Raw genomic sequence first — 20,809 nt, 5'->3', positions numbered from 1 at the left:
AGAAACAGGCGGGATTGGCGCGATTGTGAAGTCGTAACCTTAATCGCGATGCTTAATCCGGCCGCTTCTCTCTGTGCCGGCTCAGTAACGGAACTGTTCAGCCAGGATGCGTTCGTTCCAGGAATGGTTGGGATCGAACAGCAAGGTCGCCGTGGCTGTCGGCGATTCCCGCACTGTCACGGAAGTCACCGCCTTGACCTCCGTGTGGTCGGCGGCGGCGTTCACCGGCCGCTTTTCAGGCTCCAGAATGTCGAAGCGCACGGTCGCCTTGTTGGAGAGCAACGCACCACGCCAGCGGCGCGGGCGAAACGGGCTGACCGGCGTAAGCGCCAGAAGCGGAGCGTCGAGCGGCAGGATCGGGCCGTGCGCGGAAAGATTGTAAGCGGTCGATCCCGCAGGCGTGGCGATCATTACGCCATCGCAGCTCAGTTCTTCGAGCCGTATCTGGTCGTCGACACTGATGCGGATCTTGGCCGTCTGATAGGATTGGCGCCACAGCGCCACTTCGTTGATCGCCAGCGCCGACACCGTTTCGCCTTCCGAGGTGACGGCCTGCATTTCGAGCGGGCGGATCGTTTCGGCGACCGCGGCCGCGATGCGCTCGGCGAGCCCTCCGGACCGGTACTCATTCATCAGGAAGCCTATGGTGCCACGGTTCATGCCGTAGACCTTCTTTCCCGTTCCCATCGTGTCGCGCAAAGTCTGCAGCAGGAAGCCGTCGCCGCCCAAGGCCACCACAACGCCCGCGTCCGCGACCGAACACTGACCATAGCGCCTCGTCAGGCTTTCCAGCGCCGCCTTGGCGTCTGCTGTGTCGGACGAAACGAAGGCGATGCTGTTGGCGGCTGTGCTCATGGCTCCCCGATCGCGACCGATTGGCGAGATTCCGGCCGCGCCAGCGCCGGGGTAGCATGGGCGGGCGGGTCTGCAAAGAGAGCCGGTATGTCGGCCAGCGAAACTGCGCCGGGCTGCGTCGCTAAAGCCGGTAGGTCGCGCTTCATGTCAAAGCGCGGGCGAATGTGATGGTTAAGGCGGGGCTTAAACTCTCGTAAACGCGGATCGATCATGTTAGCCGGCATGGGCAGCGTGGGGCGCCCGCGGCACCGCTGTATCCTTCGGGATGTCAAATGGAGGCTGCGGCACTTTTGATCGTGCGCATGATCCCTGGAAACCTCAAGCCCGGGATATGCGCCAGCCAGACGAGGCCGACACATTGCCGGTAACACGCCTGATCGTCGTTTTTGTCATGCTGGGTAGCTTCGCGCTGGTCTTCGCCGAGCTTGTGCACCAGTCAGAAGCAATGAGCACCAGACCATTACCCACGGCGTCACGCTGCGGCGATGCCGCAGGGATGCCTTGCCCGCAAAGAGCGCTCTAGGTCGCGAAAGCACGATCGTCCATCCACGCCATGGAACCGCCGCCGATGCTCGGCATGTCTTGCCTGCTGCTGGATCGCCTGCGGTCTTGGCGGAAACCGAGGAATCGAGGGCCAGACTATCGGATTTCGCTTCCCGCCAACAGCCGCGGCTGAGCCTGCGCCGCCATTCTGTCAGCGGCTCGCCGCCTGGAAAGTGCAGGGCATCTGATTAGGTCGCGGTAGTGCCGGCGAAAAGATATTGACTGTATAGTTAGTTATAATTTAGCCTCGGGGATAACCGAGTTGGCCAGCCGGCATTTGCCTGTGAATGGCCGCGAAGAGGGAAATATCTCGACAGCCGTCCGGCCCATCATCGGGACGAAAGGCGTCAACAGGCTTGTTCATCGCAGGAAATGGACCTGAGGCGGCGACGCGGCCGGTCCCGACAATGGGAGCACTAGCATGAACTGGAAACTGACAGCGGCGGTCGTTGGGCTATCGCTTTTCGCCGTAACAGGCATTGCCCGCGCCGATGGCGAACTCAATATCTACAACTGGGGCAACTATACCAGCCCGGACCTGATCAAGAAGTTCGAGGAAACCTATAAGGTCAAGGTCACCGTCACCGACTACGACTCCAACGACACCGCATTGGCCAAGGTCCGCCAGGGCGCGTCCGGCTATGACATCGTCGTGCCCTCGGCCAGCGTCGTGCCGATCTGGATCAGCGAAGGTCTGCTCCTGGAGACCGATCCCAACAAGATGGGGAATTTCAAGAATGTCGATCCGCGATGGGTCGATGTTCCCTTTGATCCGGGCCGTAAATACACCGTTCCATGGCAGTGGGGGACAACGGGCATTTCGGTGAACAAATCAGTCTATGCCGGCGACCCGAACACATCTGCGATTTTCCTCGACCCGCCACCGGAACTCGCCGGTAAGATCAATGTCGTGCCCGAAATGGGCGATATCCTTTTCCTCGCCATCGCCTATGAGGGCGGTAAATACTGCACCGACGACATGCAAGTCCTGAAGAAGGTGCACGACAGGCTGGTCGCGGCGAAGGCGAAATGGCTTTCGCTCGACTACGCGGCCGTCGACGGCCTGGGCAGGGGCGACATTGCCGCCGGCGTCAACTGGAATGGCATATCGCTGCGCGAGCGGCTGCAGAACGACAAGATCGTCTACGGCTATCCGAAGGAAGGCTTTCCGGTCTGGATGGACAATGTCGCCGTCCTCAAGGACGCCAAGAATGTCGAGAACGCCAAGCTTTTCCAGAATTTCATCATGGATCCAAAGAATGCCGCGATGATCTCGGCCTTCGCGCGCTACGCCAATGGCATCAAGGGATCCGACGCTTTCATGCCGGACGACATGAAGGCCGCGCCTGAAGTGGCAATTCCGGCCGAATTTGCCGCCAAGGGCCAGTTCATGCAGGCCTGTCCGCCGAATGTGCAGGCGCTCTACACGAAAATCTGGACCGATCTCCAGAAATAGCGCTGCCAACCGACTCCGGGAACAGCCACCGGGCCGCAACGCGCGGCCCGGCCACCTTCATGCCAAGTGCGGTCTCTTGATCGCGGGAGACTTCCGATGTCCGATCTCGACCTTTGCTACATGCCGGCCCATGAGGCGCTGCGGCTGTTCAAGGCGAAGAAACTCTCGCCCGTCGAATTGATGCGGGCCACCATTCGCCGCGCCGAAGCCACCAGATCGGCGATCAACTGCTTCACGTTCACGCATTTCGAGGAGGCGATGGAGCTGGCCGCCAAGGCCGAGGCGAAATACGCCAAAGGCGCCAGAACCGGTGCGCTCGAGGGCCTGCCGATCGGCATCAAGGACGAGAGCTACATCAAGGGCAAGCCGACATCGCACGGTTCGCTGCTGTCGAAAGATGCCATTGGCGGCCACACCTCGACCATGAATGAGCGCATCATCAAGGCCGGCGGCATCGTCCACGCGCGTACCGCGACGCCAGAATTCAGCTGCGCCGGCTATACCTGGTCGAAGCGATGGGGCGTCACGCGCAATCCATGGAACCCGGACTTCACTCCGGGCGGTTCGTCGGGCGGCGCGGCGGCGACGCTGGCTTCGGGCACCTCCTCGATCGCAACGGGATCCGACATTGGCGGGTCGATCCGCATTCCCGCATCGGCTTGCGGCCTTGTCGGCTTTAAGCCGCCCTACGGCCGAAACCCGGATGATCCGCCCTTCAATCTCGACTTCTACTGCCACACGGGACCGTTGGCGCGAACCGTGAAGGACGCGATCCTGCTGCAGAACGTCATGGCCGGGCCAAGCCCGCTCGACATCGCGACGCTTCGCCCCAAATTGCGCCTGCCGTCCGATTACAAGCCGATCCAGGGCTGGAGGATCGCTTTCTCCATGGATCTCGGCTCCTATGAGGTGAATCCGGAGGTTCGCAAGAACACGCTTACCGCGTGCGACGTCTTCCGGTCGCTGGGCGCCACTGTCGAGGAGGTCGATCTGGGCTGGGGCGATGAGGTGCTCAAGGCCGCCATGATGTATCTCGAGCATCTGTTCGGCGCGTCGCTCTCGCAACTGCTCCAACGGCACGCCGACGACATGACCAGCTATGCCCGCAAGTTCGCCGAGGACGGGCAAAAGTCGAAGGCCACGGATTTTGTCGCAACACTGGATGTCGCCGGCAGGATGTACCAGACCCTTGGCCCGTTGCTGGAAAAGTATGACGTGCTCATTTGCCCGACAAACGCTATCCCGGCGGTTCCGGCGGAGTTCGACCAGACCAGGGACACTGTCGAGATCAACGGGAAGCAGGTGAACCCGTCGCTGGGCTGGGTGATGACGACGCCGTTCAACATGATGAGCCGCTGCCCGGTTCTTTCCATGCCGTCTGGCCACGCCGCCAACGGCGTGCCGACAGGCATCCAGATCGTCGGCCGCACCTACTGCGATGCTGATGTTTTCCGGGCCGGGCTGGCCTATGAAACGGCTCGGGGGCAATGGTATGGAAATGCCGGGACACGCCCGTCGCTTTAAGCGGTTTGGGGGATGAGCCGGCGGTCCGTATGGCAAAGCAATCCGTGCGGCGAAATATTTCCGCCACGGGTCCGAAAGGGCTGACGAAAATGGCGCAGCGCAAGGCAACCGCAAAGCCGGAGAAACGCAAGGCCGCGGCGACGAAGGGCAGGGAGTCGGCAAACGATGCCCCGTCCAGGGACCGTCGGCGCGAACGCGGCGAAGCGAGCGTGCAGCGCATCATCGACGCCACCGTCGAGCTCATCGCGGAGGAGGGCCTGGCGAGTGTCACCATGCAGCGCATTGCCGAACATGTCGGCTCGTCCAACGCGCTGGTCGTCTTCCATTTTGGCAGCAAGGAGAACTTGTTCCGGGCCGTCCTGCAATATCTCAGCGACCAGTATGACGAGCTGTGGTTCAACCTGGTGCGGGCGCCCGGCCTCTCGCCGGTTGACAGGCTGCTGGGAGCCGTCGAATGCGCGCAACGTTTTGCCCGACAGCATCCGAAATGGGTGTCGGTCTTCGTCGTGTTCTCCAGCGACCGCAAGAGCATGCAGATCTACAATGAGATTGGCCTGCCCAGTGACCTCGCCTACACCGCCGAAGCGCGCGAGCTGTTGATCGAGATCGCGCGTGGCGGCGGCTATGCCGGCGTCGATATCAACACTCTCTCAGAGAGCCTGAATTACCTGGTTCACGGTGCATGGTATTGGGATCATCTGAACCCTTCCGGCCGCGATACCGACGTTCTGCGCAAGACGATGCTGCTCCTGCTGCATCAGGCATTTCCGCGACATTTCGAATTGATGCGTTGAGCCCGTTAGGGGCGCTGCCGCAAATGGCAGCCGGCCTGGCGCTTCCGCGCCAGGTACTCGTCGATCAGCTGGCGGTAGCGCACTCTGCCGAAGCTCGGGAAATGGCCACCATGCACGACCGAGACATCAAGGTCGCGCATGGCGATCAGCGTGGCCATATAGTCCGGGATGTCCGAGTGGTAGACGTCGTCGATCAGCGGGCCGTCATAGATGATGTCGCCGGACAGCAGGATGCCGGTCTTTGTCTCGTAGAGCGCGATGCCGCCAGGCGAATGGCCCGGCGTATGGACGACCTCGAAGGCACGGTCACCGAGATCCACAATATCGCCATGCTCGAGCAGACGGTCGGCCGGCGCGGGTAAAATGTCGTAGCGCGCGGTGTCCCAGCCTTGCGGCAGCCGATCGAACATTTCGTCGGTGGCGTAGCGGTCGGCAACCGTCCATTCGCTGCGCGGATCGGCGAGGATTTCCGCTTCGGCGCTGTGCACGCAACGGTCGGGAAATTCGTGGTGACAGCCGATATGGTCGAAATGCGTGTGGCTGGCGACGCAGATGAGCTTGCGCTCCGTCAAAGGCACATGCGTGCGCAGGCTGAAATGGCCGAGCCCGGTGTCGAAGAGGAGATCGCGGTCGCGACCGCGCACATGCCACATGTTGCAGCGGAAGAACGGTTTGATCCATGGTTCATGGATCAGCGTGACGCCGTCGGCCATGCGGATGGTCTCGTACCAGTCTGCCGCGTCGATAGCTGGAAGCACACTCATGTCTCAGTCCGCCAGCTGGATGATGTCGTCAGCGTTGCACGAAACCACGACAGTGTCGCCTGCCTGAACAGTTGTGGATGCGGGTGCCTTGGCGATGAACTGCAGTGCCGGATCCAACGCCGAAGTCGCCAGCACGCGTTTGAAGCTGCCTTGGAAGACGACATCGCTGACTTTGGCGGCACCCAGCGCAATATCGCTTTTGGTCTCACCAAGGCGCAGGTGTTCCGGCCGGATAGCAAGCGCAATGCCGGTACCGGCCGGCTGAGCGCCGGACAGCGAGATCGCACCCGCTGGCGTCGAAACCGTGATTGCACCGTTTGTTGCTTTCATCACCGTTCCGGCAAGGATCGTGCTTTCGCCCATGAAGGTCGCCGAAAAGCGCGTCGCCGGCCTGGCATAGACACGTTCGGGCGGGCCTTTGTCCTCGATGCGCCCATCATTCATGACCACGCAGTGGTCGGCCAGCGCCATCGCCTCCTCCTGGTCGTGGGTGACATGGATGAAGGCGGTGCCGACGCGCTTCTGGATCGCCTTCAACTCGTCCTGCATCTGCCGCCGCAGTTTGAGATCGAGCGCACCGAGCGGTTCGTCGAGCAAAAGTACCGCCGGCTCGATGACCAGCGCACGCGCCAGCGCGACGCGCTGCCGCTGGCCGCCGGAAAGCTGGTGCGGCTTCTTGTCGAAGGCGGAGGCAAGGCCTACCAGCGCCAGCGCCTCGCGCGCCCGGGCGGCGCGTGTTGCGCCATCGACGCCCTGCATACGCAGGCCGAAGCCGACATTGCCGGCGACGCTCATATGCGGAAACAGCGCGTAGTCCTGGAACACGGTTGTCGTCGGCCGCTTGGCCGGCGGCACCGATGTGCAGTCCTCGCCACGGATAAAGACTTTGCCTTCGCTTGGGGTGACGAAGCCGCCCAGTATGGACAGCAGCGTCGTCTTGCCGGAGCCCGACGGCCCGAGCAGGATCGTATAGCTGCCGGGCTCGATCCGCAGCGAGACGTTCTTCAGCACGGCCAGCTGCCCGAAACGGTGCGAGACACTGCGGATGTCGACCAGGGGCGCGGTCATGGCTTTCTCCTGCGCAGCAAAGTCAGTTCGAACAGCACCACCAGCACGATGGAAACGGCAAAGACCAGCGAACCGACGGCATTGGTTTTTGGATTGAGGCCGGAGCGCAGCAGGTTCCAGATTTCCACGGGCAATGTGGTGTCGAAACGAGTGAGTAGGAAAGAGATCACGAACTCGTCCCAGGAGAAGGTCATCGACAGGAAGAAGCCGGCGAAGATGGCCGGCGCCATGACCGGCACGGTGATGAGGAGCAGCACCTTCCACTCCGGCGCGCCGAGGTCGCGCGCGGCACGCTCGATGTTGATCTGATGGTCGCCCATCTGGCTGTAGATGATGGCAAAGCAGAGCGGCAGGTTGATCACGACATGGCCGACACCGGCGGCAAGCAGCGACTTCGGCACGCCGGCCCAGTTGAACAGCACCAGAAGCCCCATGCCGATGATGAGATAGCTGACCGTCAGCGGCAGCGTGATCAGGCCGCGCAGCACGCCCGAGCCCGGCAGCACGAAGCGGGCGAAGCCCCAGGCCGAGAGGAAGCTGAGCGTAACGGCGCTCGCCGAGGAAAGCACCGCGACCAGCAGCGAATTGACCAGCGCCGAGGTCAGCCTGGCGTCGGAGAGCACGGCATCGTACCAGCGCAGCGACGGGCCGGTGAAGGGCGGGATGGGGAAGGAGGTCGACTGCAGCGAGAACAGCACCAGCACGACAACCGGCAGGAAGATGAAGCCGTAGACGGCAAGCGCATAGACCCAGGAAATGACGCGGACAGACCGGCGCATGTCAGGCCCGCTCGATCTTCAGCCAGCGCGCGCAGGCGAGGTAGGCGATGGTCACCACCGCCATCAAGATAATAGACAGCGCCGAGGCCAGCGGAAAATCGCCGCGCCGGCCGATCTGCATCATCACCAACTGCGGCATCAGAAGCTCGTTGTTGCCGCCGAGAATCTGCGGCGTGATGTAGTCGCCGATGCACAGCACGAAGGTCAGGAAGGCGCCGACCATGATGCCGGGCAAGGTCAGCGGCAGGATGACGTGCAGGAAGGTGCGCACCGGTCCGGCGCCGAGATCGGCGGCCGCCTTGCGATAGCTCGGGCTGAGCTGCTTGAGGTTGGCGAAAATGGTCAGCGTCAACAGCATGACGAAGAAATGCACGAAGCCGGTGACCGTGGCCAAACGCGTGTTGGCGAGCTGCAGCGGCTCCGAGATCAGGCCCGAACCTATCAGCGCGCGGTTGATGACGCCGTTCTGCGCCAGCACCAGCAGCCAGGAATAGGAGCGCACGACATAGGACGTCCAGAACGGCAGCACGGCCAGCATCAGCGCCAGGCGCTGCCAGCGCTCCGGCACCTGTTCGGCCAGGATCCAGGCGAAGGGGTAGGCGAGCAGCACCGAAACCACGGTGACGATTGCCGTGACCTGCAGCGAGTTCACCATCGCCTGCCAGTAGGAAGGGTTGGTAAAGAACTGGCTGTAGTTGGCGAGGGTGAAACCGCCGCCCTCATGCGTCGTCAGGCTGGAAAGCCCCATGGCGGCGAAGGGCAGCACGAAGAACAGCAGCGTCCAGCCGAGCGCGGGCATGACCAGCACCCAGGGCAGGGTGCGACCCGCCCGGGGCCGAGGACGCCCGTTGTTTTCAGTTGTGCTCATGAGCGGAGATCGCTCACTTTGCCTGCAGCATTTCGGTCCACATGTCCTGCATCTTCTTGTCGAGGTCGGCATTGGGCGCCGGATAGGCTTGCGCACGAGCCAGGAAGCCCGGCTGCTCGTCGAATCGCAGAACCTTCTTCTGGTCGTCGGTGAGCGCGGCCTTGGTGTTCGACGGCATGCCCCAATAGCAGGACGATGTGGCAAGCCGCGCCTGGCCCTCAGGGCTCAGTATGTATTGGATAAACTTCAGCGCCATGTCCTTGTTCTTGGAATCCTTGAACATGGCCAGCGACTGCGACCACAGCACCGCGCCCTCTTTCGGGATGGAGAAATCCAGCGCTGGGTTCTCCTTCGCCAGTCCCGCCGTCACCCACTCGCCGCCGCCGACCAGTATGTCGACTTCACCCGTGGCGAGCGCGGTCTGACTGGCGGTTACTTCGCCGACCAGCTTGGCATTGGCCTTCATCTTCAGGAGCTCTTCCTTGAGGGCGGGCAGGTCGGCCTCGGTGAGATCAGCCGTCTTCTTGCCGATGGCCAGCGCCGCCATGCCGATGACCGGCAGGTAATAGTCGTATATGGCGACCTTGCCCTTGTACTTGTCGCTGGTCAGCGACGCCAAAGACTGCATGTCGGCCGGATCGACCTTGGTCTTGTTGAAGCCGATCGTGTTGTAGCCGAACTTTTCGGTGATGCCGTAGCGCTTGCCGTCGATCATCGTCGACTTGTCCATCTTCACTTGCGGGAAAAGGTCGGCGAAGGGCAGCTTGTCTTCCGGCAGTGGCTCGAACAGGCCCTTCTCGACGCCGCGCGGCACGTCGATGGAATCGATCACCATCACGTCCCAGTCGCCGGGCTGCGATTGCTCGACGATGGCGAGACCAGCGCCGGTGCCCTCGAACTCCTTGACGTTGACCTTGACGTTGTTGGCTTCCTCGAAGGGCTGGAGCAGCGCCGGATCGGAATGGTCGCACCAGATCAGCGCGTTGAGATCGGCGGCCTCGGCGAGGCTGCCGCCCCCAAGCAACAGGGCCGCGGCGGCGCAAGCTCGATGCAGATGGCGTTTCAGGCCAGAAAGCGGATTCGCGGATTTGACGGACATCGAGTGTTCTCCCTTGCCTTTGTGGCTTCTTGCAAAAAATTGAACCAATTCTAAAATTGAGTCAATTCTGTTTTTGTGGCAAGAGGCCGACATGAGCGGATTGCGGGCAAGGCAAAAGGCGGACCGTCACAGGCGCATCATCGAGGCGGCGGCGGCGCTTTTCCGCGAGACCGGTTACGAGGGGGCCAAGATCGAGACGATAGCAGCGCAAGCCGAAGTCTCGATCGGCACGATCTACAATTACTACCAGAACAAGGGCGACATCCTCGGTGCCATCGTCTCGCTAGAGGTCAACGAGGTCCTCAATGCTGGACGCGGTGTCGTTGCCAACCCGCCGGCCAATATCGGTGATGCGCTGGACATGCTGGTCGGCATCTATATCGAGCACTCCCTGCATTATCTCAGCAAGGAGATGTGGCGGCAGGCGATGGCGATCTCGACGCAGCTGCCAGACAGCCCTTTCGGGCAGGCCTACAGCGCGCTCGACCGATCGCTGACCGAGCAGATAAGCGCACTGATCGCCCGGTTGCAGGCGCTCGGCCTGGTACGTCAGGACATCGACGGGGCGTCACTCGGCGAACTGATCTTCAACAACATGAACATGATGTTCATCGAGTTCGTGAAACGCGAGAAGGCAGGGATACCGGAATTGCGCGCGGCGATAAGGCGGCAGAACCGGATATTGGTGGCGGCGATCGGGGTGTGAAACTAACTGTCAGGAGCAGGCAGCAGAAATCGCCGCTTCGGCATCCGACGTGCCTTCTCGCGAGCTTCACCTCTTGAGTTGAATTTAAAATCTGATACAACCTGAAGGGGCATAAAAGGGGGATAAAGATGTCGTTTTCCATCTGGCATTGGGCAATAGTACTGTTGCTGATCGGCGTGCCTGTTTTCTTTGCCGTCCGGTCAGCCGCGAAGCCATCACAGAATCCAGCGACACTTGCGGGTTTCGGCGGCTGGTTGATGCTGCTGGCGATCGGTCAGACATTGTCACCGCTGCGTACGATCGCGGAATTGGCCAATTCGGTCGAAGGTTACCAGCAACTCGTGACCCTGCCGAACGGGGCTCTGGCGGCGTATGGCGAAGTTGCCCTCAATCTGGCGTTTCTGGCGCTTCAGCTGGTCGTGCTGGTTTCGATGCTGAGACGAAGCCACCGCTTCCCGCAATTGTTTCTGTTCCAGTGGTTTGCAATTCCGCTCGTGTTCATCCTGGACACGATCTGGATCTCATCGATTTTGGGCGTCTCGGTGAACCAAGCGCTTGCAGGCGATGCATTGGTGGCACCCATAGCCTCGTTTGTGGTGACCGGCATCTGGGCCGCTTATCTCCACAGGTCGATCAGGGTGAGAAATACGTTCACCAGGACGAACGTGTCTGCCCAAATCGCGAGCGCCTCGTAGAGGGGAGCGCCTGTGGTCGAATACAGTTTTGGGCTGCTGGGTCGTACACGTTAGGAACTGGTGCCCCCGGCAGGAATCGAACCCGCGACCTTCGGTTTACAAAACCGCTGCTCTACCAGCTGAGCTACAAGGGCATGGCGCCCCGTTAGCATATTTGTCGCGCCAGTAAAGACAAAACTCCGTTTTTCGGCTTCGTGCCCTGGTCGATGACGCGTGGGCCCCACGCTGAAATCCGCAAACGTGCTTCCTACATGTAAGGCAGGTGCAATCGCTTCGAACTGGAGTGTCGCATGATCAGGCTTGTCATCATTCTTCCGATCGTCGTCATCGCCTGGATGCTGCTGGTGAAGCTCATCAGTGACGTGAAGAAGGCCAATGTCGACTGGACCGGCGTGACCACCATCATCGGCTTCATCGCGCTCGCCTTCTGGCTTCGCCATATCACCGGCATGGGATGAGGTCAGGAAGTAGTCAGTAGTCAGTAGTCAGTAGTCAGTAGTCAGTAGTGACCCGACGTTCGTGATCCTGTCTTCACTACTCACCACTCGCTTTTTCCGGCTCAGCCGAAAAATCTCCCGGCCTTCGAACCTTTTGCCGCCCTCCGTCGACTGATCTCCAGAGGCGAATGGTCGCCTCGGTCAAGGATCCAGGAGATCATCATGTTCAAGCGCACGCTCACTTCCGCTCTCGTAGCCATTTTCGTCGCCACAGGCGCGCTGGCCGCCACGGTTCAGACGTCGTCAGCTTACGGTATGCACCACCATCATCATTACGAGGATTGGTCGTACTATTCAGACTACCCTGATTACCCGGATTACTGGTGGCACCATCATCACCACCACCATCATTACCATCACATCATCGTCTACTGAACATAGCCTGACGGTGCGATCGAAGAAGGGCGGCTTCGGCCGCCCTTCTTGCGTCCGCGTGCCGCCATGCGCCGATTTCATCGTTGATGACTGGCGCCACGTGGCCACGTCGAGCTGGCCGATATTTGTCCGCCCGAAAAATCTTTCGAACCTTTTTCCTTGTCACTGCGACAGATGATCAAGAGGCGGATGGATCGCCTCGGTCAATGAACCAAGGAGATCGTCATGTTCAAGCGCATACTCGTTTCCGGCCTCGTCGCCACCACTGTCGCCGCCACCGCTTTGGTCGGCACCGTTCAGCCCTCGGCGGCTCACTCGCATCACCACGACCTCGGCATCGGCATCGCTGCCGGCGTTGGCGGTTTCGTCCTCGGCAGCCTTCTCGCCCAGCAGCAGCCGCGAACTGTCTATGTCGACGAAGATGGCGGTTCCTGGCATGTACGCCGCTGCTTCGAACGCTACTCGAGCTACGATCCGGACTCCGACACCTATATCGGCCACGACGGCTACAGCCACTACTGCCGGCTTTAAGAGGAGGTGTGCCAACACAGGCAAGAGGGGCTGCACGCGGCCCCTTTTCCTCGTTTGAACGGCGGAAGGTCGCGTTTAGAGACTAGCCTTCAGTTTGGAGTCCAGGATCGCCAATCCGGCGGCACGGCAGGTGTCGCCGATGAGGAGGCTCGCATTCGGTGACTGGTCACCCATCGCGACGAGTTCGAAGCTGCTTCCCGCGTCCGGATAGATCTTGGCAGCGAAAGGTTCGTCGGTGCCATGGTCGCCGGACGATTTCTTGACGCTGACATGGCCGCAGACCACGATCTCCCGGTGGCCGTTGAGGATCCGCTCGCCGGCAAGCACCGTTCCGAACCTGGCGGAGGCAGGGTCCTCCAGGCGCTGGCGAATGCCGGTGGTGACGATCTCCTCCAGGGCAAGCGAGATCGGGATCGGATTAACGCGCTGGTCCCCAGGATCGGGTTTGGGCGCTACCGCCACGCATCCGCAAAGCGAAGCGGCAAGCAGAAGCGGAACCGTTTTCCTCATGCCTGCCCTTTTTCCAATCACGCCGCTTGTCGTCGGCCTTTGGCGCGGCAACCCACGATGTATAGGCATTTGATGCGCGTCCAGCGGGCCAAACTCCTATCAGCGACAAGAGCGCGCTGCAGCCGATCAACCCGTTGTTCCGCCGATCATTCTGGTCACCTCGGCGGCCGCGTTGCGCACCATCGGGCCGATTTCGGCCAGCCGCTCCGGCGTCACCCGCACGGTCGGGCCCGACACCGAGACGCCACCGATCGGTTCGCCGAACTCGTTGAAGATGGCCGCCGCCACGCAGCGCATGCCGGGGTGCCGTTCCTCGTCGTCGACCGACCAGCCGCGCTGCTTGATCGTCGCCAGGTCGTGGGCGAGGGCAGGGATATCGGAGAGCGTCTTGTCGGTGAAACGCTGCAGGCCGGCCTTGCGCAGGATGGTCCCGACGCGCTCCGGTTCGAGATGCGCCAGCACCGCCTTGCCGATACCCGACGCATGGAAGGGGCTGCGCGTGCCCGGACGGAAGAAGGCGCGGATCGCCTGGTGCGTCTCGACCTGGCTGACGAACACCACGCAATCATCTTCGGCGACACCGAGATTGGCCGTTTCACCGGTGTTTTCCATCAATTCCTGCATGACGATGCGGGCGCGGTCGACCAGCTTGCGGCGGCGCAGGAATGCCGCGCCCATGCGGTAGGTCTCGACACCGATCGACCACAGCTGGTCGCCCGTGTCGAACTCGACCATGCCGTGGTTTTGAAGCGTCGTCAGCATGCGGTAGACGGTGGAGGCCGCAAGCCCGCTCCGCGCCGACACCTCGCTCAGCGACAGGCCGCTACCCTCGGCGACGATGGCCAGGATCCGCAAGGCCCGATCGAGCGATTGCACTGAATTGGCCTCGGATGGCCCGTTGAAGGCGCGCGGACGGCCGCGCTGGCGTTTTTCGGCGGTTTCCATCGCACCATTGTCACCGATTTCGTCGAACAAGGAAATGAAAAAGTTTTCCACCGCTATCGGCGGGAAAATTCCTGAAAAACCGGAAGGCAAATGAAATCAAAGCGTAGCGGCCTTTTTCTAGAAATGAAAAAATATTCTGAAAAAATTGAAAAATAGCCGGCTTGCTGACATCCTTAGCCAATCCAACAATGACAACCCCTTGGAGGGCCGGAAAATGGCCAGAATGCGCGCTGTCGATGCCGCGGTTCTCGTTCTCGAAAAAGAAGGCATCTCCTGCGCCTTCGGCGTGCCGGGCGCGGCGATCAATCCGCTCTATTCGGCGCTGAAGGCGAGGGGCACGATCCGCCATGTCCTGGCCCGTCACGTCGAGGGCGCCTCGCACATGGCCGAAGGCTACACCCGTGCAAAGGCGGGCAATATCGGGCTCTGCATCGGCACCTCGGGTCCGGCCGGTACCGACATGATCACCGGTCTCTATTCGGCTGCCGCCGATTCCATTCCGATCCTGTGCATCACCGGGCAGGCGCCGCGTGCGCGGCTCAACAAGGAGGATTTCCAGGCCGTCGACATCGCCGCGATCGCGTCGCCTGTCGCCAAATGGGCGGTCACAGTCATGGAACCCTATCTGGTGCCGATGGCGCTGCAGAAGGCATTCCATCTGATGCGTTCGTCGCGGCCGGGCCCAGTGCTGATCGACCTGCCGGTCGACGTCCAACTGGCCGAGATCGAGTTCGACATCGAGGCCTATGAGCCGCTGATGCCATTCAAACCGGCGATGACGCGCGCGCAGGCCGAAAAGGCGCTGACCATGCTCAATGCCGCCGAAAAGCCGCTGATCGTCGCCGGTGGCGGCATCATCAATGCCGATGCGTCGGATCTGCTGATCGAATTCGCCGAAATCACGGGCGTGCCGGTCATCCCGACGCTGATGGGCTGGGGCGCGATCCCCGACGACCATCGTCTGATGGCCGGGATGTGCGGGCTGCAGACCTCGCACCGCTACGGCAATGCGACAATGCTGGAAGCCGACTTCGTCTTCGGCATCGGCAACCGCTGGGCCAATCGCCACACCGGCTCGGTCGACGTCTACACCAGGGGCAAGAAATTCATCCATGTCGACATCGAGCCGACGCAGATCGGCCGCGTCTTCGCGCCGGATCTCGGTGTCGTCTCGGATGCGGGTGCCGCATTGAAGGTGCTGCTCGACGTCGCCACCGAGTGGAAGACGGCTGGCAAATTGCGCGACTGGTCGGGCTGGGCGAGGGAGTGCCAGGGTCGCAAGAGGACGATGAAGCGCAAGACCCATTTCGAGCAGGTGCCGCTGAAGCCGCAGCGTGTCTATGAGGAGATGAACAAGGCGTTCGGCCGCGACGTCACCTACGTCACCACGATCGGCCTGTCGCAGATTGCCGGCGCGCAGTTCCTGCATGTCTACAAACCGCGCAACTGGATCAATTGCGGCCAGGCCGGCCCGCTTGGCTGGACGCTGCCGGCAGCGCTTGGCGTTCGCGCCGCTGATCGGGACCGCACCATCGTGGCGCTGTCGGGCGACTATGATTTCCAGTTCATGATCGAGGAACTGGCGGTCGGCGCGCAGCACAAGCTGCCCTACATCCACGTCGTCGTGAACAACGCCTATCTCGGCCTGATCCGCCAGGCACAGCGCGGCTTCTCGATGGACTATGAGGTGAGCCTCGCCTTCGAGAACATCAACCGTGCCAACGATCCCGAGGCCGGCTATGGCGTCGACCATGTCGCCGTTGCCGAGGCGATGGGCTGCAAGGCGGTCAGGGTGCGCAAGCCCGACGAATTCGCCGCCGCCTTCAAGCAAGCGCAGCGGCTGGTGAAGGAACACCAGGTCCCGGTCGTGCTCGAATTCATCCTCGAACGCGTCACCAACATCTCGATGGGCACCGAGATCGACAAGATCACCGAATTCGAGGACCTTGCCGAACGTCAGGAAGACGCGCCGACGGCGATCGTGATGCTCGACTGAGAAGAAGGACAAGAAGAATGCCGCGTTTTTCAGCCAATCTGTCGATGCTCTTCGGCGAGCACGATTTCCTCGACCGTTTTGACGCAGCCGCCCGCGCGGGCTTCAAGGGCGTCGAATATATCGGCCCCTATGATCATGCGCCTGATGTGGTAGCCGCGAGGCTGAAGAAGAACGGCCTGACGCAGGTTCTGTTCAACCTGCCGGCCGGCGACTGGGGCAAGGGTGAGCGCGGCATCGCCGTGCTGCCGGACCGTGTGCCGGAGTTCCGTCAAGGCATCGTCAAGGCGATCACCTATGCGCAGGCGCTCGGCTGCCCGCAGGTCAATTGCCTGGCCGGCATCACGCCAGCGGGCGTCGGGCGCAAGGTGCTGGAAGACGTCTTTGCCGAAAACCTCGCCTTCGCGGCGGAGAAATTGGAGCAGGCAGGCATCAGGCTGCTGATCGAGCCGATCAACACGCGCGACATTCCAGGCTTCTTCCTGAACTATTCGGAGCAGGCGCTGGCGTTCATCGATCGTGTCGGCTCAAAAAACCTGTTCCTGCAATACGACATCTATCACATGCAGATCATGGAGGGGGATCTCGCCCGGAAAATCGAGACAAACCTCGGCCGCATCGCACATATCCAGCTTGCGGACAATCCCGGCCGTCACGAGCCGGGGACGGGCGAGATCAACTATCCCTTCCTCTACGAGCACATCGACCGCCTCGGCTATTCCGGCTGGATCGGCGCCGAATACAAGCCGAAGGCGGGCACGGAGGCCGGATTAGGCTGGTTCAGCGAGTTCGCCGGGCATGGGAGCGCGGCGGCTTAGGCTGATTTTCAACCACCGCTGGCGCGGCCCCTCACCTTATCCTCTCCCCGTGAAGAACGGGGAGAGGGGGCCGCCAGCGCTGGAGCTTTGTCCCTTCTCCCTGTCTTTCACGGTGAGAAGGTGCCGGCAGGCGGATGAGGGGCAGCGCCGACCTTCGATACATTTGAACAGAGACCTTCAGGAGAAAATCAATGGAAACCATCGGCTTCATCGGCCTCGGCATCATGGGTGCGCCGATGGCAGGGCATCTGCTCGACGCCGGCTACAAGGTGATCGCGAGCGACCACCGCTCCAAGCCATCGGCGGATCTCGTGGCCAAAGGCCTGAAAACCGTCACCGGCCATGCCGCCGTGGCCGAGGCTGCCGACATCATCATCACCATGGTGCCCGACACGCCGCAGGTGGCCGATGTGCTGTTCGGCGAGAACGGCGTTGCGTCAGGCCTGACCAAGGGCAAGCTGGTGATCGACATGAGCTCGATCTCGCCGATCGAGACCAAGATATTCGCTGGGAAGATCAATGATCTCGGCTGCGACTATCTCGATGCGCCGGTTTCGGGCGGCGAGGTCGGCGCCAAGGCGGCGTCGCTCACCATCATGGTCGGCGGCGAGGAAAAGGCATTTGAACGCGCCAGGCCCGTATTCGAGAAGATGGGCAAGAACATCACGCTGGTCGGACCGAACGGCGTCGGCCAGACCACTAAGGTCGCCAACCAGATCGTCGTCGCGCTGACCATTGAAGCCGTCGCCGAAGCGCTTGTTTTTGCGTCGAAAGCCGGCGCCGATCCGGCAAAGGTCGGGCAAGCCTTGATGGGTGGGCTGGCGGCCTCGCGCATCCTTGAAGTGCATGGCGAGCGCATGATCAAGCGCACTTTCGCGCCGGGCTTCCGCATCGAACTGCACCAGAAGGATCTGAACCTGGCGCTGGAAGGCGCCAAGGCGCTCGGCGTGTCGCTGCCCAACACCTCGACCACCCAGCAACTGTTCAATTCCTGCGCGGCCAATGGTGGTGCCAAGGAGGATCACTCGGCCCTGGTCCGGGCACTGGAGCGGATGGCCAATTTCGAGGTTGGCAGCGCGGCAGCCGAAGTCAAAGGCAAAGCGGCATAGGTCAGGAGAGGGCGGTATAACGTTCCCAAGCCGCCACCTCTTGCCCTGCCCAAGAACGGGTTTCGGCTGATGTCGCCGGAACCCGTTTCTCGTTTCGTAACCTTCCCGGCAGGCGGCTCTGCCGTTTCCGGATCAGCCGCGCTTCAAAAATGCCCGCGCGGCATAGAGACTGACCGCCGCCGCGTTCGACACGTTGAGCGAGCGGATGGCGCCGGGCATGTCGAGCCGCGCTAGCGTCGTGACGGTCTCGCGCGTCTTCTGGCGCAGGCCCTTGCCCTCGGCGCCGAGCACCAGCGCTATCTTCTCGCCGGCAAAGCTGATCTCGAGTTCCGCCGGTCCGTCCGAATCAAGACCGATCGTCTGGAAGCCGGCCTCGTGCAATTGCCCGAGCGCGTCGGCGAGATTCTTCACTTCGATCTGGTCGATATGTTCCAGCGCGCCCGAGGCGGATTTCGCTAGCACGCCTGATTCCTGCGGGCTGTGACGCGCGGTGGTGATCAACGCGCCGGCGCCGAAGGCGACCGCCGAGCGCAGGATGGCACCGACATTGTGCGGATCGGTGACCTGGTCGAGCACCAGCACCAGCCTTGTGTCGCCGAGCGCGTCGAGGCGCTTGGGCTTCAGCGGCTCCGCCTCGATCAGCACCCCTTGGTGCACGGCATCCGATCCGGTGATCTTGTCGATGTCCCTGGGTTCGACCAGTTCCGCCTTGAAAGACAGGGCGGCGAGGTCGGCTATGTCAAGACGCTCGGCCGCATTGCGCGTCACCAGCATTTTCCGGATCTTGCGGCGCGGATTGTCGAGCGCGGCGCGCACCGTGTGCAGGCCATAAAGTCGCACCAGGCCATCACTGGCATTCTCGCCCGGCGGAACGGACTGGCGCGGCCGGAACGCCGGCGCGCCGCCGCTTTTCTCGTCGCGATGGGCGCGGCGCAGTTTGGCGTAGTGGGTGTCTTTCGGCGTGTTGGTCTTGTTGCTCATGGCTGGCTTCTATAGCTGGGTCCCGCAGCCAGGGATATGGCCCGTCGCCGCAGCCGGCGAACAACATCGAAAAACCCTACCAGCGCGGTTGACACCCACTGGCCTTGCCGCCATAAGGCGCTTCGCTGATTTCGGAGAAGACATCTATCTCGGGTCCGGATCGGCGTGAATGCCTCGTTGCATGGCTCCGGCGGCAGACTGGAGAGGTGCCCGAGTGGTTAAAGGGGACGGACTGTAAATCCGTTGGCTTAGCCTACGTTGGTTCGAATCCAACCCTCTCCACCACTGCCGGCCCGGAAGCCCTGAAACGAGAAAAGCATCGGAGGCGAAAAGCGCATGGCGCTTTTCGGGTGAATCCGGTACTTCAGTGCAAGGCGCGGGTATAGCTCAGTGGTAGAGCAGCAGCCTTCCAAGCTGAATATGCGGGTTCGATTCCCGCTACCCGCTCCAGATTCCATCCCCAGAATCTCCGCCTCCGCCTTCCAATGCAAGGGATCGCGCAATGCGGCTTGGTTCTCGACGAGGACGAGGCCCAGGCACGCCTGCGGTACCAGGCGGGCCGAGGCGCTGGGGTTCTCCTATCGGACGAGCTCGGAGCTGGCTTCGGGACCGCTCATCGAACTCGTCCGGCGCGTGCTTGCAATCGCCTCGGCGGGGACGTCGGCCGAAGCGGAGGCTGCGGTCCTGGGGCGCGAGGACCGACCGAAGGACGGCTGGTGGAAGGCATACGAAGTCTACAAGAACGTGATCAAGAAAGACGAGCTTGCAAAGAAGAGCCCGGGACAGCTGACGCGTTGGGACAACACGAGGAAGGGCGCGATATCAAATTTCCTTTCGCTGGTGGGCGGCGACAAACCGATCGCCGAAACGACGCGCGAAGACGGCCTGACCCTTCACGAATACTGGCTCGGCAGGGTGGTGCCGGACGACAAAAAGCAGAAGGGGCGCTCCCGCCAACAAGCAGATCGGCATACTGCGGAACATTTACTCGAGGTACTTCAGGCACCAGCAGGAGGACAGGAAGAACCCATCCTCCGACCTCAGCTTCAAGAACGGGGGGCGGGCGGAAGAGAATGCCGTTTGCGGCAGAGTGGATCCGGGACAAGATTCTAGCTCCCGGCGCGCTCGCGGCCATGAACGACGAAGGCCGCGGAATCACCCTGGCACAGGTCGAAACAGGCTGTCGCCCTGGGGAGCTGTGCAACATCGCGCCGGGGGACATCTTCCTGGACGACGAGGTTCCGTACATACACGTCAGGGCCAGGACCGACCCCGACGACACCAGGGCCATAAAGACGGAGCAGTCGGACCGGAAAATTCCGCTGGTCGGCGTCGCCCTGGAGGCGTTCAAACGGCACCCGAAGGGATTTCCCCGGTACAAGGACAAGGAGGACTCCTACTCGGCCATGGCCAACAAATATTTCAAAGAACATGGCCTGAAGCCGAGCCCGCAACATAGCGTCTACTCCCTCAGACGCGCCTTCGAGGACCGCATGCTGGAAGGCGGCGTCGACCTGGAGCTGAGGGAGGTCCTGATGGGGCATAAGCTCGACAGGCCGCTGTACGGCGAGAAGGGCACGCTGCGCTTCCGCCAGAAGGTCCTGGGCGCGATAGCTTTCGACTTCGATCCAGCGATCGTCTGACACGCCCGGATTTCGTTCAGGTGCTAGCCTGCCCGCCGCTGAGCGCCTTCCAACACGGCCGCAGCGGGCATAGTCCCGGAAAACAACAGCGGTCGCCTCTCAAACCTGTGCCCCATCAGGGCTGCGCGAAGCTCCATGTCGGCGCATCATCTAACCTTTTGGCGCGTGGGCGAACTTCGCTTGGATGAGGCGACCAGCACGGCGCGCTATCGGCCTGGGGATTTGCGCCGAGGACAATTTGACCGCAGCCATTTCG

General features: G+C 61.8%; 22 protein-coding genes and 3 tRNA genes. 15 read left to right on the top strand and 10 right to left on the bottom strand.

The features are described from left to right. Positions 1-81 precede the first annotated feature (81 nt). A complete protein-coding gene (locus FJ548_RS20100; protein ID WP_140699101.1) occupies positions 82-855 on the bottom strand; it encodes an NAD kinase in 774 nt (257 codons plus the stop codon). A 964-nt stretch (positions 856-1,819) separates the two neighbouring features. Between FJ548_RS20100 and FJ548_RS20090 the strand changes: the two genes are divergently transcribed. The 3 genes from FJ548_RS20090 (at position 1,820) to FJ548_RS20080 (ending at position 5,172) form a co-directional block, all read left to right on the top strand. Next, positions 1,820-2,854, top strand: a complete 1,035-nt coding sequence (locus FJ548_RS20090; RefSeq protein WP_140778791.1) for an extracellular solute-binding protein — start codon at positions 1,820-1,822, stop codon at positions 2,852-2,854. A gap of 96 nt (positions 2,855-2,950) precedes the next feature. Beyond that, positions 2,951-4,378, top strand: coding sequence for an amidase (locus tag FJ548_RS20085; RefSeq protein ID WP_140698575.1), 1,428 nt, complete (start codon positions 2,951-2,953; stop codon positions 4,376-4,378). Between the two features lie 29 nt (positions 4,379-4,407). After that, positions 4,408-5,172: a TetR/AcrR family transcriptional regulator gene (locus FJ548_RS20080; protein ID WP_246673507.1), complete on the top strand. Its 765-nt coding sequence runs from the start codon at positions 4,408-4,410 to the stop codon at positions 5,170-5,172. 5 nt (positions 5,173-5,177) lie between these two features. Here the strand turns inward: FJ548_RS20080 and FJ548_RS20075 are convergent, their stop codons facing one another. Genes FJ548_RS20075 through FJ548_RS20055 form a run of 5 tightly spaced genes read right to left on the bottom strand, consistent with a single transcriptional unit; the run spans position 5,178 to position 9,750 of the window. Continuing rightward, entirely contained in the window at positions 5,178-5,936 is a 759-nt protein-coding gene (locus FJ548_RS20075) for an MBL fold metallo-hydrolase (protein ID WP_140698578.1), read from the bottom strand. 3 nt (positions 5,937-5,939) lie between these two features. After that, positions 5,940-7,004, bottom strand: a complete 1,065-nt coding sequence (locus FJ548_RS20070; RefSeq protein WP_140698581.1) for an ABC transporter ATP-binding protein — start codon at positions 7,002-7,004, stop codon at positions 5,940-5,942. Next, positions 7,001-7,783, bottom strand: a complete 783-nt coding sequence (locus tag FJ548_RS20065) for an ABC transporter permease (RefSeq protein ID WP_140778790.1) — start codon at positions 7,781-7,783, stop codon at positions 7,001-7,003. Before FJ548_RS20065 ends, FJ548_RS20070 begins: the two co-directional genes overlap by 4 nt. 1 nt (position 7,784) lies before the next feature. After that, complete coding sequence (locus FJ548_RS20060) at positions 7,785-8,651, bottom strand: ABC transporter permease (RefSeq protein WP_140609751.1); 867 nt, start codon at positions 8,649-8,651, stop codon at positions 7,785-7,787. A 13-nt stretch (positions 8,652-8,664) separates the two neighbouring features. Continuing rightward, a complete protein-coding gene (locus tag FJ548_RS20055) occupies positions 8,665-9,750 on the bottom strand; it encodes a spermidine/putrescine ABC transporter substrate-binding protein (RefSeq protein WP_140609752.1) in 1,086 nt (361 codons plus the stop codon). Positions 9,751-9,841: 91 nt separating this feature from the next. Here FJ548_RS20055 and FJ548_RS20050 point away from each other — a divergent pair, with 91 nt between their 5' ends. Then, positions 9,842-10,456, top strand: a complete 615-nt coding sequence (locus FJ548_RS20050) for a TetR/AcrR family transcriptional regulator (protein WP_140609753.1) — start codon at positions 9,842-9,844, stop codon at positions 10,454-10,456. Positions 10,457-10,584: 128 nt separating this feature from the next. Next, positions 10,585-11,151 carry a DUF2569 family protein gene (locus FJ548_RS20045; protein WP_140778789.1) on the top strand — a complete coding sequence of 189 codons (567 nt, stop codon included), beginning with the start codon at positions 10,585-10,587 and terminating at the stop codon, positions 11,149-11,151. Between the two features lie 58 nt (positions 11,152-11,209). Here the strand turns inward: FJ548_RS20045 and FJ548_RS20040 are convergent. Beyond that, positions 11,210-11,285, bottom strand: a tRNA-Thr gene (locus tag FJ548_RS20040). A 156-nt stretch (positions 11,286-11,441) separates the two neighbouring features. On the opposite strand from FJ548_RS20040, the gene FJ548_RS20035 reads away from it, so the two are divergent. The 3 genes from FJ548_RS20035 to FJ548_RS20025 all read left to right on the top strand — a co-directional run bounded on the left by FJ548_RS20035 (position 11,442) and on the right by FJ548_RS20025 (position 12,554). Continuing rightward, the gene (locus FJ548_RS20035) at positions 11,442-11,609 is read left to right on the top strand and encodes a hypothetical protein (RefSeq protein WP_081850636.1); all 168 of its coding nucleotides are present in this window, start codon (positions 11,442-11,444) and stop codon (positions 11,607-11,609) included. A gap of 201 nt (positions 11,610-11,810) precedes the next feature. Continuing rightward, the gene (locus FJ548_RS20030; RefSeq protein WP_140778788.1) at positions 11,811-12,023 is read left to right on the top strand and encodes a hypothetical protein; all 213 of its coding nucleotides are present in this window, start codon (positions 11,811-11,813) and stop codon (positions 12,021-12,023) included. Positions 12,024-12,248: 225 nt separating this feature from the next. Further along, complete coding sequence (locus tag FJ548_RS20025; protein WP_140609755.1) at positions 12,249-12,554, top strand: BA14K family protein; 306 nt, start codon at positions 12,249-12,251, stop codon at positions 12,552-12,554. Between the two features lie 75 nt (positions 12,555-12,629). Here the strand turns inward: FJ548_RS20025 and FJ548_RS20020 are convergent, their stop codons facing one another. Both FJ548_RS20020 and bhcR read right to left on the bottom strand, forming a co-directional pair. Next, entirely contained in the window at positions 12,630-13,064 is a 435-nt protein-coding gene (locus FJ548_RS20020) for a hypothetical protein (RefSeq protein WP_140778787.1), read from the bottom strand. 126 nt (positions 13,065-13,190) lie between these two features. Further along, entirely contained in the window at positions 13,191-14,009 is an 819-nt protein-coding gene (gene bhcR, locus FJ548_RS20015) for an HTH-type transcriptional regulator BhcR (protein WP_140778809.1), read from the bottom strand. A 214-nt stretch (positions 14,010-14,223) separates the two neighbouring features. Here bhcR and gcl point away from each other — a divergent pair, with 214 nt between their 5' ends. The 3 genes from gcl (at position 14,224) to FJ548_RS20000 (ending at position 17,929) form a co-directional block, all read left to right on the top strand. Continuing rightward, positions 14,224-16,005 carry a glyoxylate carboligase gene (gcl, locus tag FJ548_RS20010; RefSeq protein WP_140609757.1) on the top strand — a complete coding sequence of 594 codons (1,782 nt, stop codon included), beginning with the start codon at positions 14,224-14,226 and terminating at the stop codon, positions 16,003-16,005. 17 nt (positions 16,006-16,022) lie between these two features. Next, positions 16,023-16,820 (top strand): 2-oxo-tetronate isomerase, encoded by a 798-nt coding sequence (otnI, locus tag FJ548_RS20005; protein WP_140778786.1) that lies wholly within the window; start codon positions 16,023-16,025, stop codon positions 16,818-16,820. 191 nt (positions 16,821-17,011) lie between these two features. Beyond that, the gene (locus FJ548_RS20000) at positions 17,012-17,929 is read left to right on the top strand and encodes a 2-hydroxy-3-oxopropionate reductase (protein ID WP_140609759.1); all 918 of its coding nucleotides are present in this window, start codon (positions 17,012-17,014) and stop codon (positions 17,927-17,929) included. A gap of 132 nt (positions 17,930-18,061) precedes the next feature. Here FJ548_RS20000 and FJ548_RS19995 read toward each other — a convergent pair whose 3' ends face one another. Continuing rightward, on the bottom strand, positions 18,062-18,910 hold the full coding sequence (locus FJ548_RS19995) for an RNA methyltransferase (RefSeq protein ID WP_140778785.1): 849 nt from the start codon (positions 18,908-18,910) through the stop codon (positions 18,062-18,064). A 200-nt stretch (positions 18,911-19,110) separates the two neighbouring features. Here FJ548_RS19995 and FJ548_RS19990 point away from each other — a divergent pair. The 4 genes from FJ548_RS19990 (at position 19,111) to FJ548_RS29935 (ending at position 20,553) form a co-directional block, all read left to right on the top strand. Further along, positions 19,111-19,195, top strand: a tRNA-Tyr gene (locus FJ548_RS19990). 91 nt (positions 19,196-19,286) lie between these two features. Next, a tRNA-Gly gene (locus tag FJ548_RS19985) sits at positions 19,287-19,360 on the top strand. 183 nt (positions 19,361-19,543) lie between these two features. Then, positions 19,544-20,023, top strand: a complete 480-nt coding sequence (locus FJ548_RS29940; protein WP_181168855.1) for a hypothetical protein — start codon at positions 19,544-19,546, stop codon at positions 20,021-20,023. Further along, positions 19,984-20,553 carry a tyrosine-type recombinase/integrase gene (locus FJ548_RS29935; protein ID WP_181168854.1) on the top strand — a complete coding sequence of 190 codons (570 nt, stop codon included), beginning with the start codon at positions 19,984-19,986 and terminating at the stop codon, positions 20,551-20,553. Before FJ548_RS29940 ends, FJ548_RS29935 begins: the two co-directional genes overlap by 40 nt. The last annotated feature ends 256 nt before the right edge of the window (positions 20,554-20,809 follow it).

The sequence above is a fragment of the Mesorhizobium sp. B2-4-17 genome, assembly GCF_006441275.1.
In the GTDB taxonomy this organism is placed as follows: Bacteria; Pseudomonadota; Alphaproteobacteria; order Rhizobiales; family Rhizobiaceae; genus Mesorhizobium.
The sequence above is the reverse complement of the archived record's forward strand: the minus strand, read 5'-3'. Positions and strand labels throughout refer to the sequence as shown.

Bases quoted from the DNA above. Each gene is read 5' to 3' on its own strand.
- FJ548_RS20100 (WP_140699101.1), bottom strand. From the start codon at position 855: ATGAGCACAGCCGCCAACAGCATCGCCTTCGTTTCGTCCGACACAGCA.
- FJ548_RS19995 (WP_140778785.1), bottom strand. From the start codon at position 18,910: ATGAGCAACAAGACCAACACGCCGAAAGACACCCACTACGCCAAACTG.
- FJ548_RS20060 (WP_140609751.1), bottom strand. From the start codon at position 8,651: ATGAGCACAACTGAAAACAACGGGCGTCCTCGGCCCCGGGCGGGTCGC.
- FJ548_RS29935 (WP_181168854.1), top strand. From the start codon at position 19,984: ATGCCGTTTGCGGCAGAGTGGATCCGGGACAAGATTCTAGCTCCCGGC.
- FJ548_RS20090 (WP_140778791.1), top strand. From the start codon at position 1,820: ATGAACTGGAAACTGACAGCGGCGGTCGTTGGGCTATCGCTTTTCGCC.
- FJ548_RS20025 (WP_140609755.1), top strand. From the start codon at position 12,249: ATGTTCAAGCGCATACTCGTTTCCGGCCTCGTCGCCACCACTGTCGCC.
- FJ548_RS20020 (WP_140778787.1), bottom strand. From the start codon at position 13,064: ATGAGGAAAACGGTTCCGCTTCTGCTTGCCGCTTCGCTTTGCGGATGC.
- FJ548_RS20065 (WP_140778790.1), bottom strand. From the start codon at position 7,783: ATGCGCCGGTCTGTCCGCGTCATTTCCTGGGTCTATGCGCTTGCCGTC.
- FJ548_RS20050 (WP_140609753.1), top strand. From the start codon at position 9,842: ATGAGCGGATTGCGGGCAAGGCAAAAGGCGGACCGTCACAGGCGCATC.
- FJ548_RS20045 (WP_140778789.1), top strand. From the start codon at position 10,585: ATGTCGTTTTCCATCTGGCATTGGGCAATAGTACTGTTGCTGATCGGC.
- FJ548_RS20070 (WP_140698581.1), bottom strand. From the start codon at position 7,004: ATGACCGCGCCCCTGGTCGACATCCGCAGTGTCTCGCACCGTTTCGGG.
- FJ548_RS20035 (WP_081850636.1), top strand. From the start codon at position 11,442: ATGATCAGGCTTGTCATCATTCTTCCGATCGTCGTCATCGCCTGGATG.
- FJ548_RS20030 (WP_140778788.1), top strand. From the start codon at position 11,811: ATGTTCAAGCGCACGCTCACTTCCGCTCTCGTAGCCATTTTCGTCGCC.
- FJ548_RS20080 (WP_246673507.1), top strand. From the start codon at position 4,408: ATGGCAAAGCAATCCGTGCGGCGAAATATTTCCGCCACGGGTCCGAAA.
- FJ548_RS20085 (WP_140698575.1), top strand. From the start codon at position 2,951: ATGTCCGATCTCGACCTTTGCTACATGCCGGCCCATGAGGCGCTGCGG.
- FJ548_RS20075 (WP_140698578.1), bottom strand. From the start codon at position 5,936: ATGAGTGTGCTTCCAGCTATCGACGCGGCAGACTGGTACGAGACCATC.
- bhcR (WP_140778809.1), bottom strand. From the start codon at position 14,009: ATGGAAACCGCCGAAAAACGCCAGCGCGGCCGTCCGCGCGCCTTCAAC.
- FJ548_RS20000 (WP_140609759.1), top strand. From the start codon at position 17,012: ATGGAAACCATCGGCTTCATCGGCCTCGGCATCATGGGTGCGCCGATG.
- otnI (WP_140778786.1), top strand. From the start codon at position 16,023: ATGCCGCGTTTTTCAGCCAATCTGTCGATGCTCTTCGGCGAGCACGAT.
- gcl (WP_140609757.1), top strand. From the start codon at position 14,224: ATGGCCAGAATGCGCGCTGTCGATGCCGCGGTTCTCGTTCTCGAAAAA.
- FJ548_RS20055 (WP_140609752.1), bottom strand. From the start codon at position 9,750: ATGTCCGTCAAATCCGCGAATCCGCTTTCTGGCCTGAAACGCCATCTG.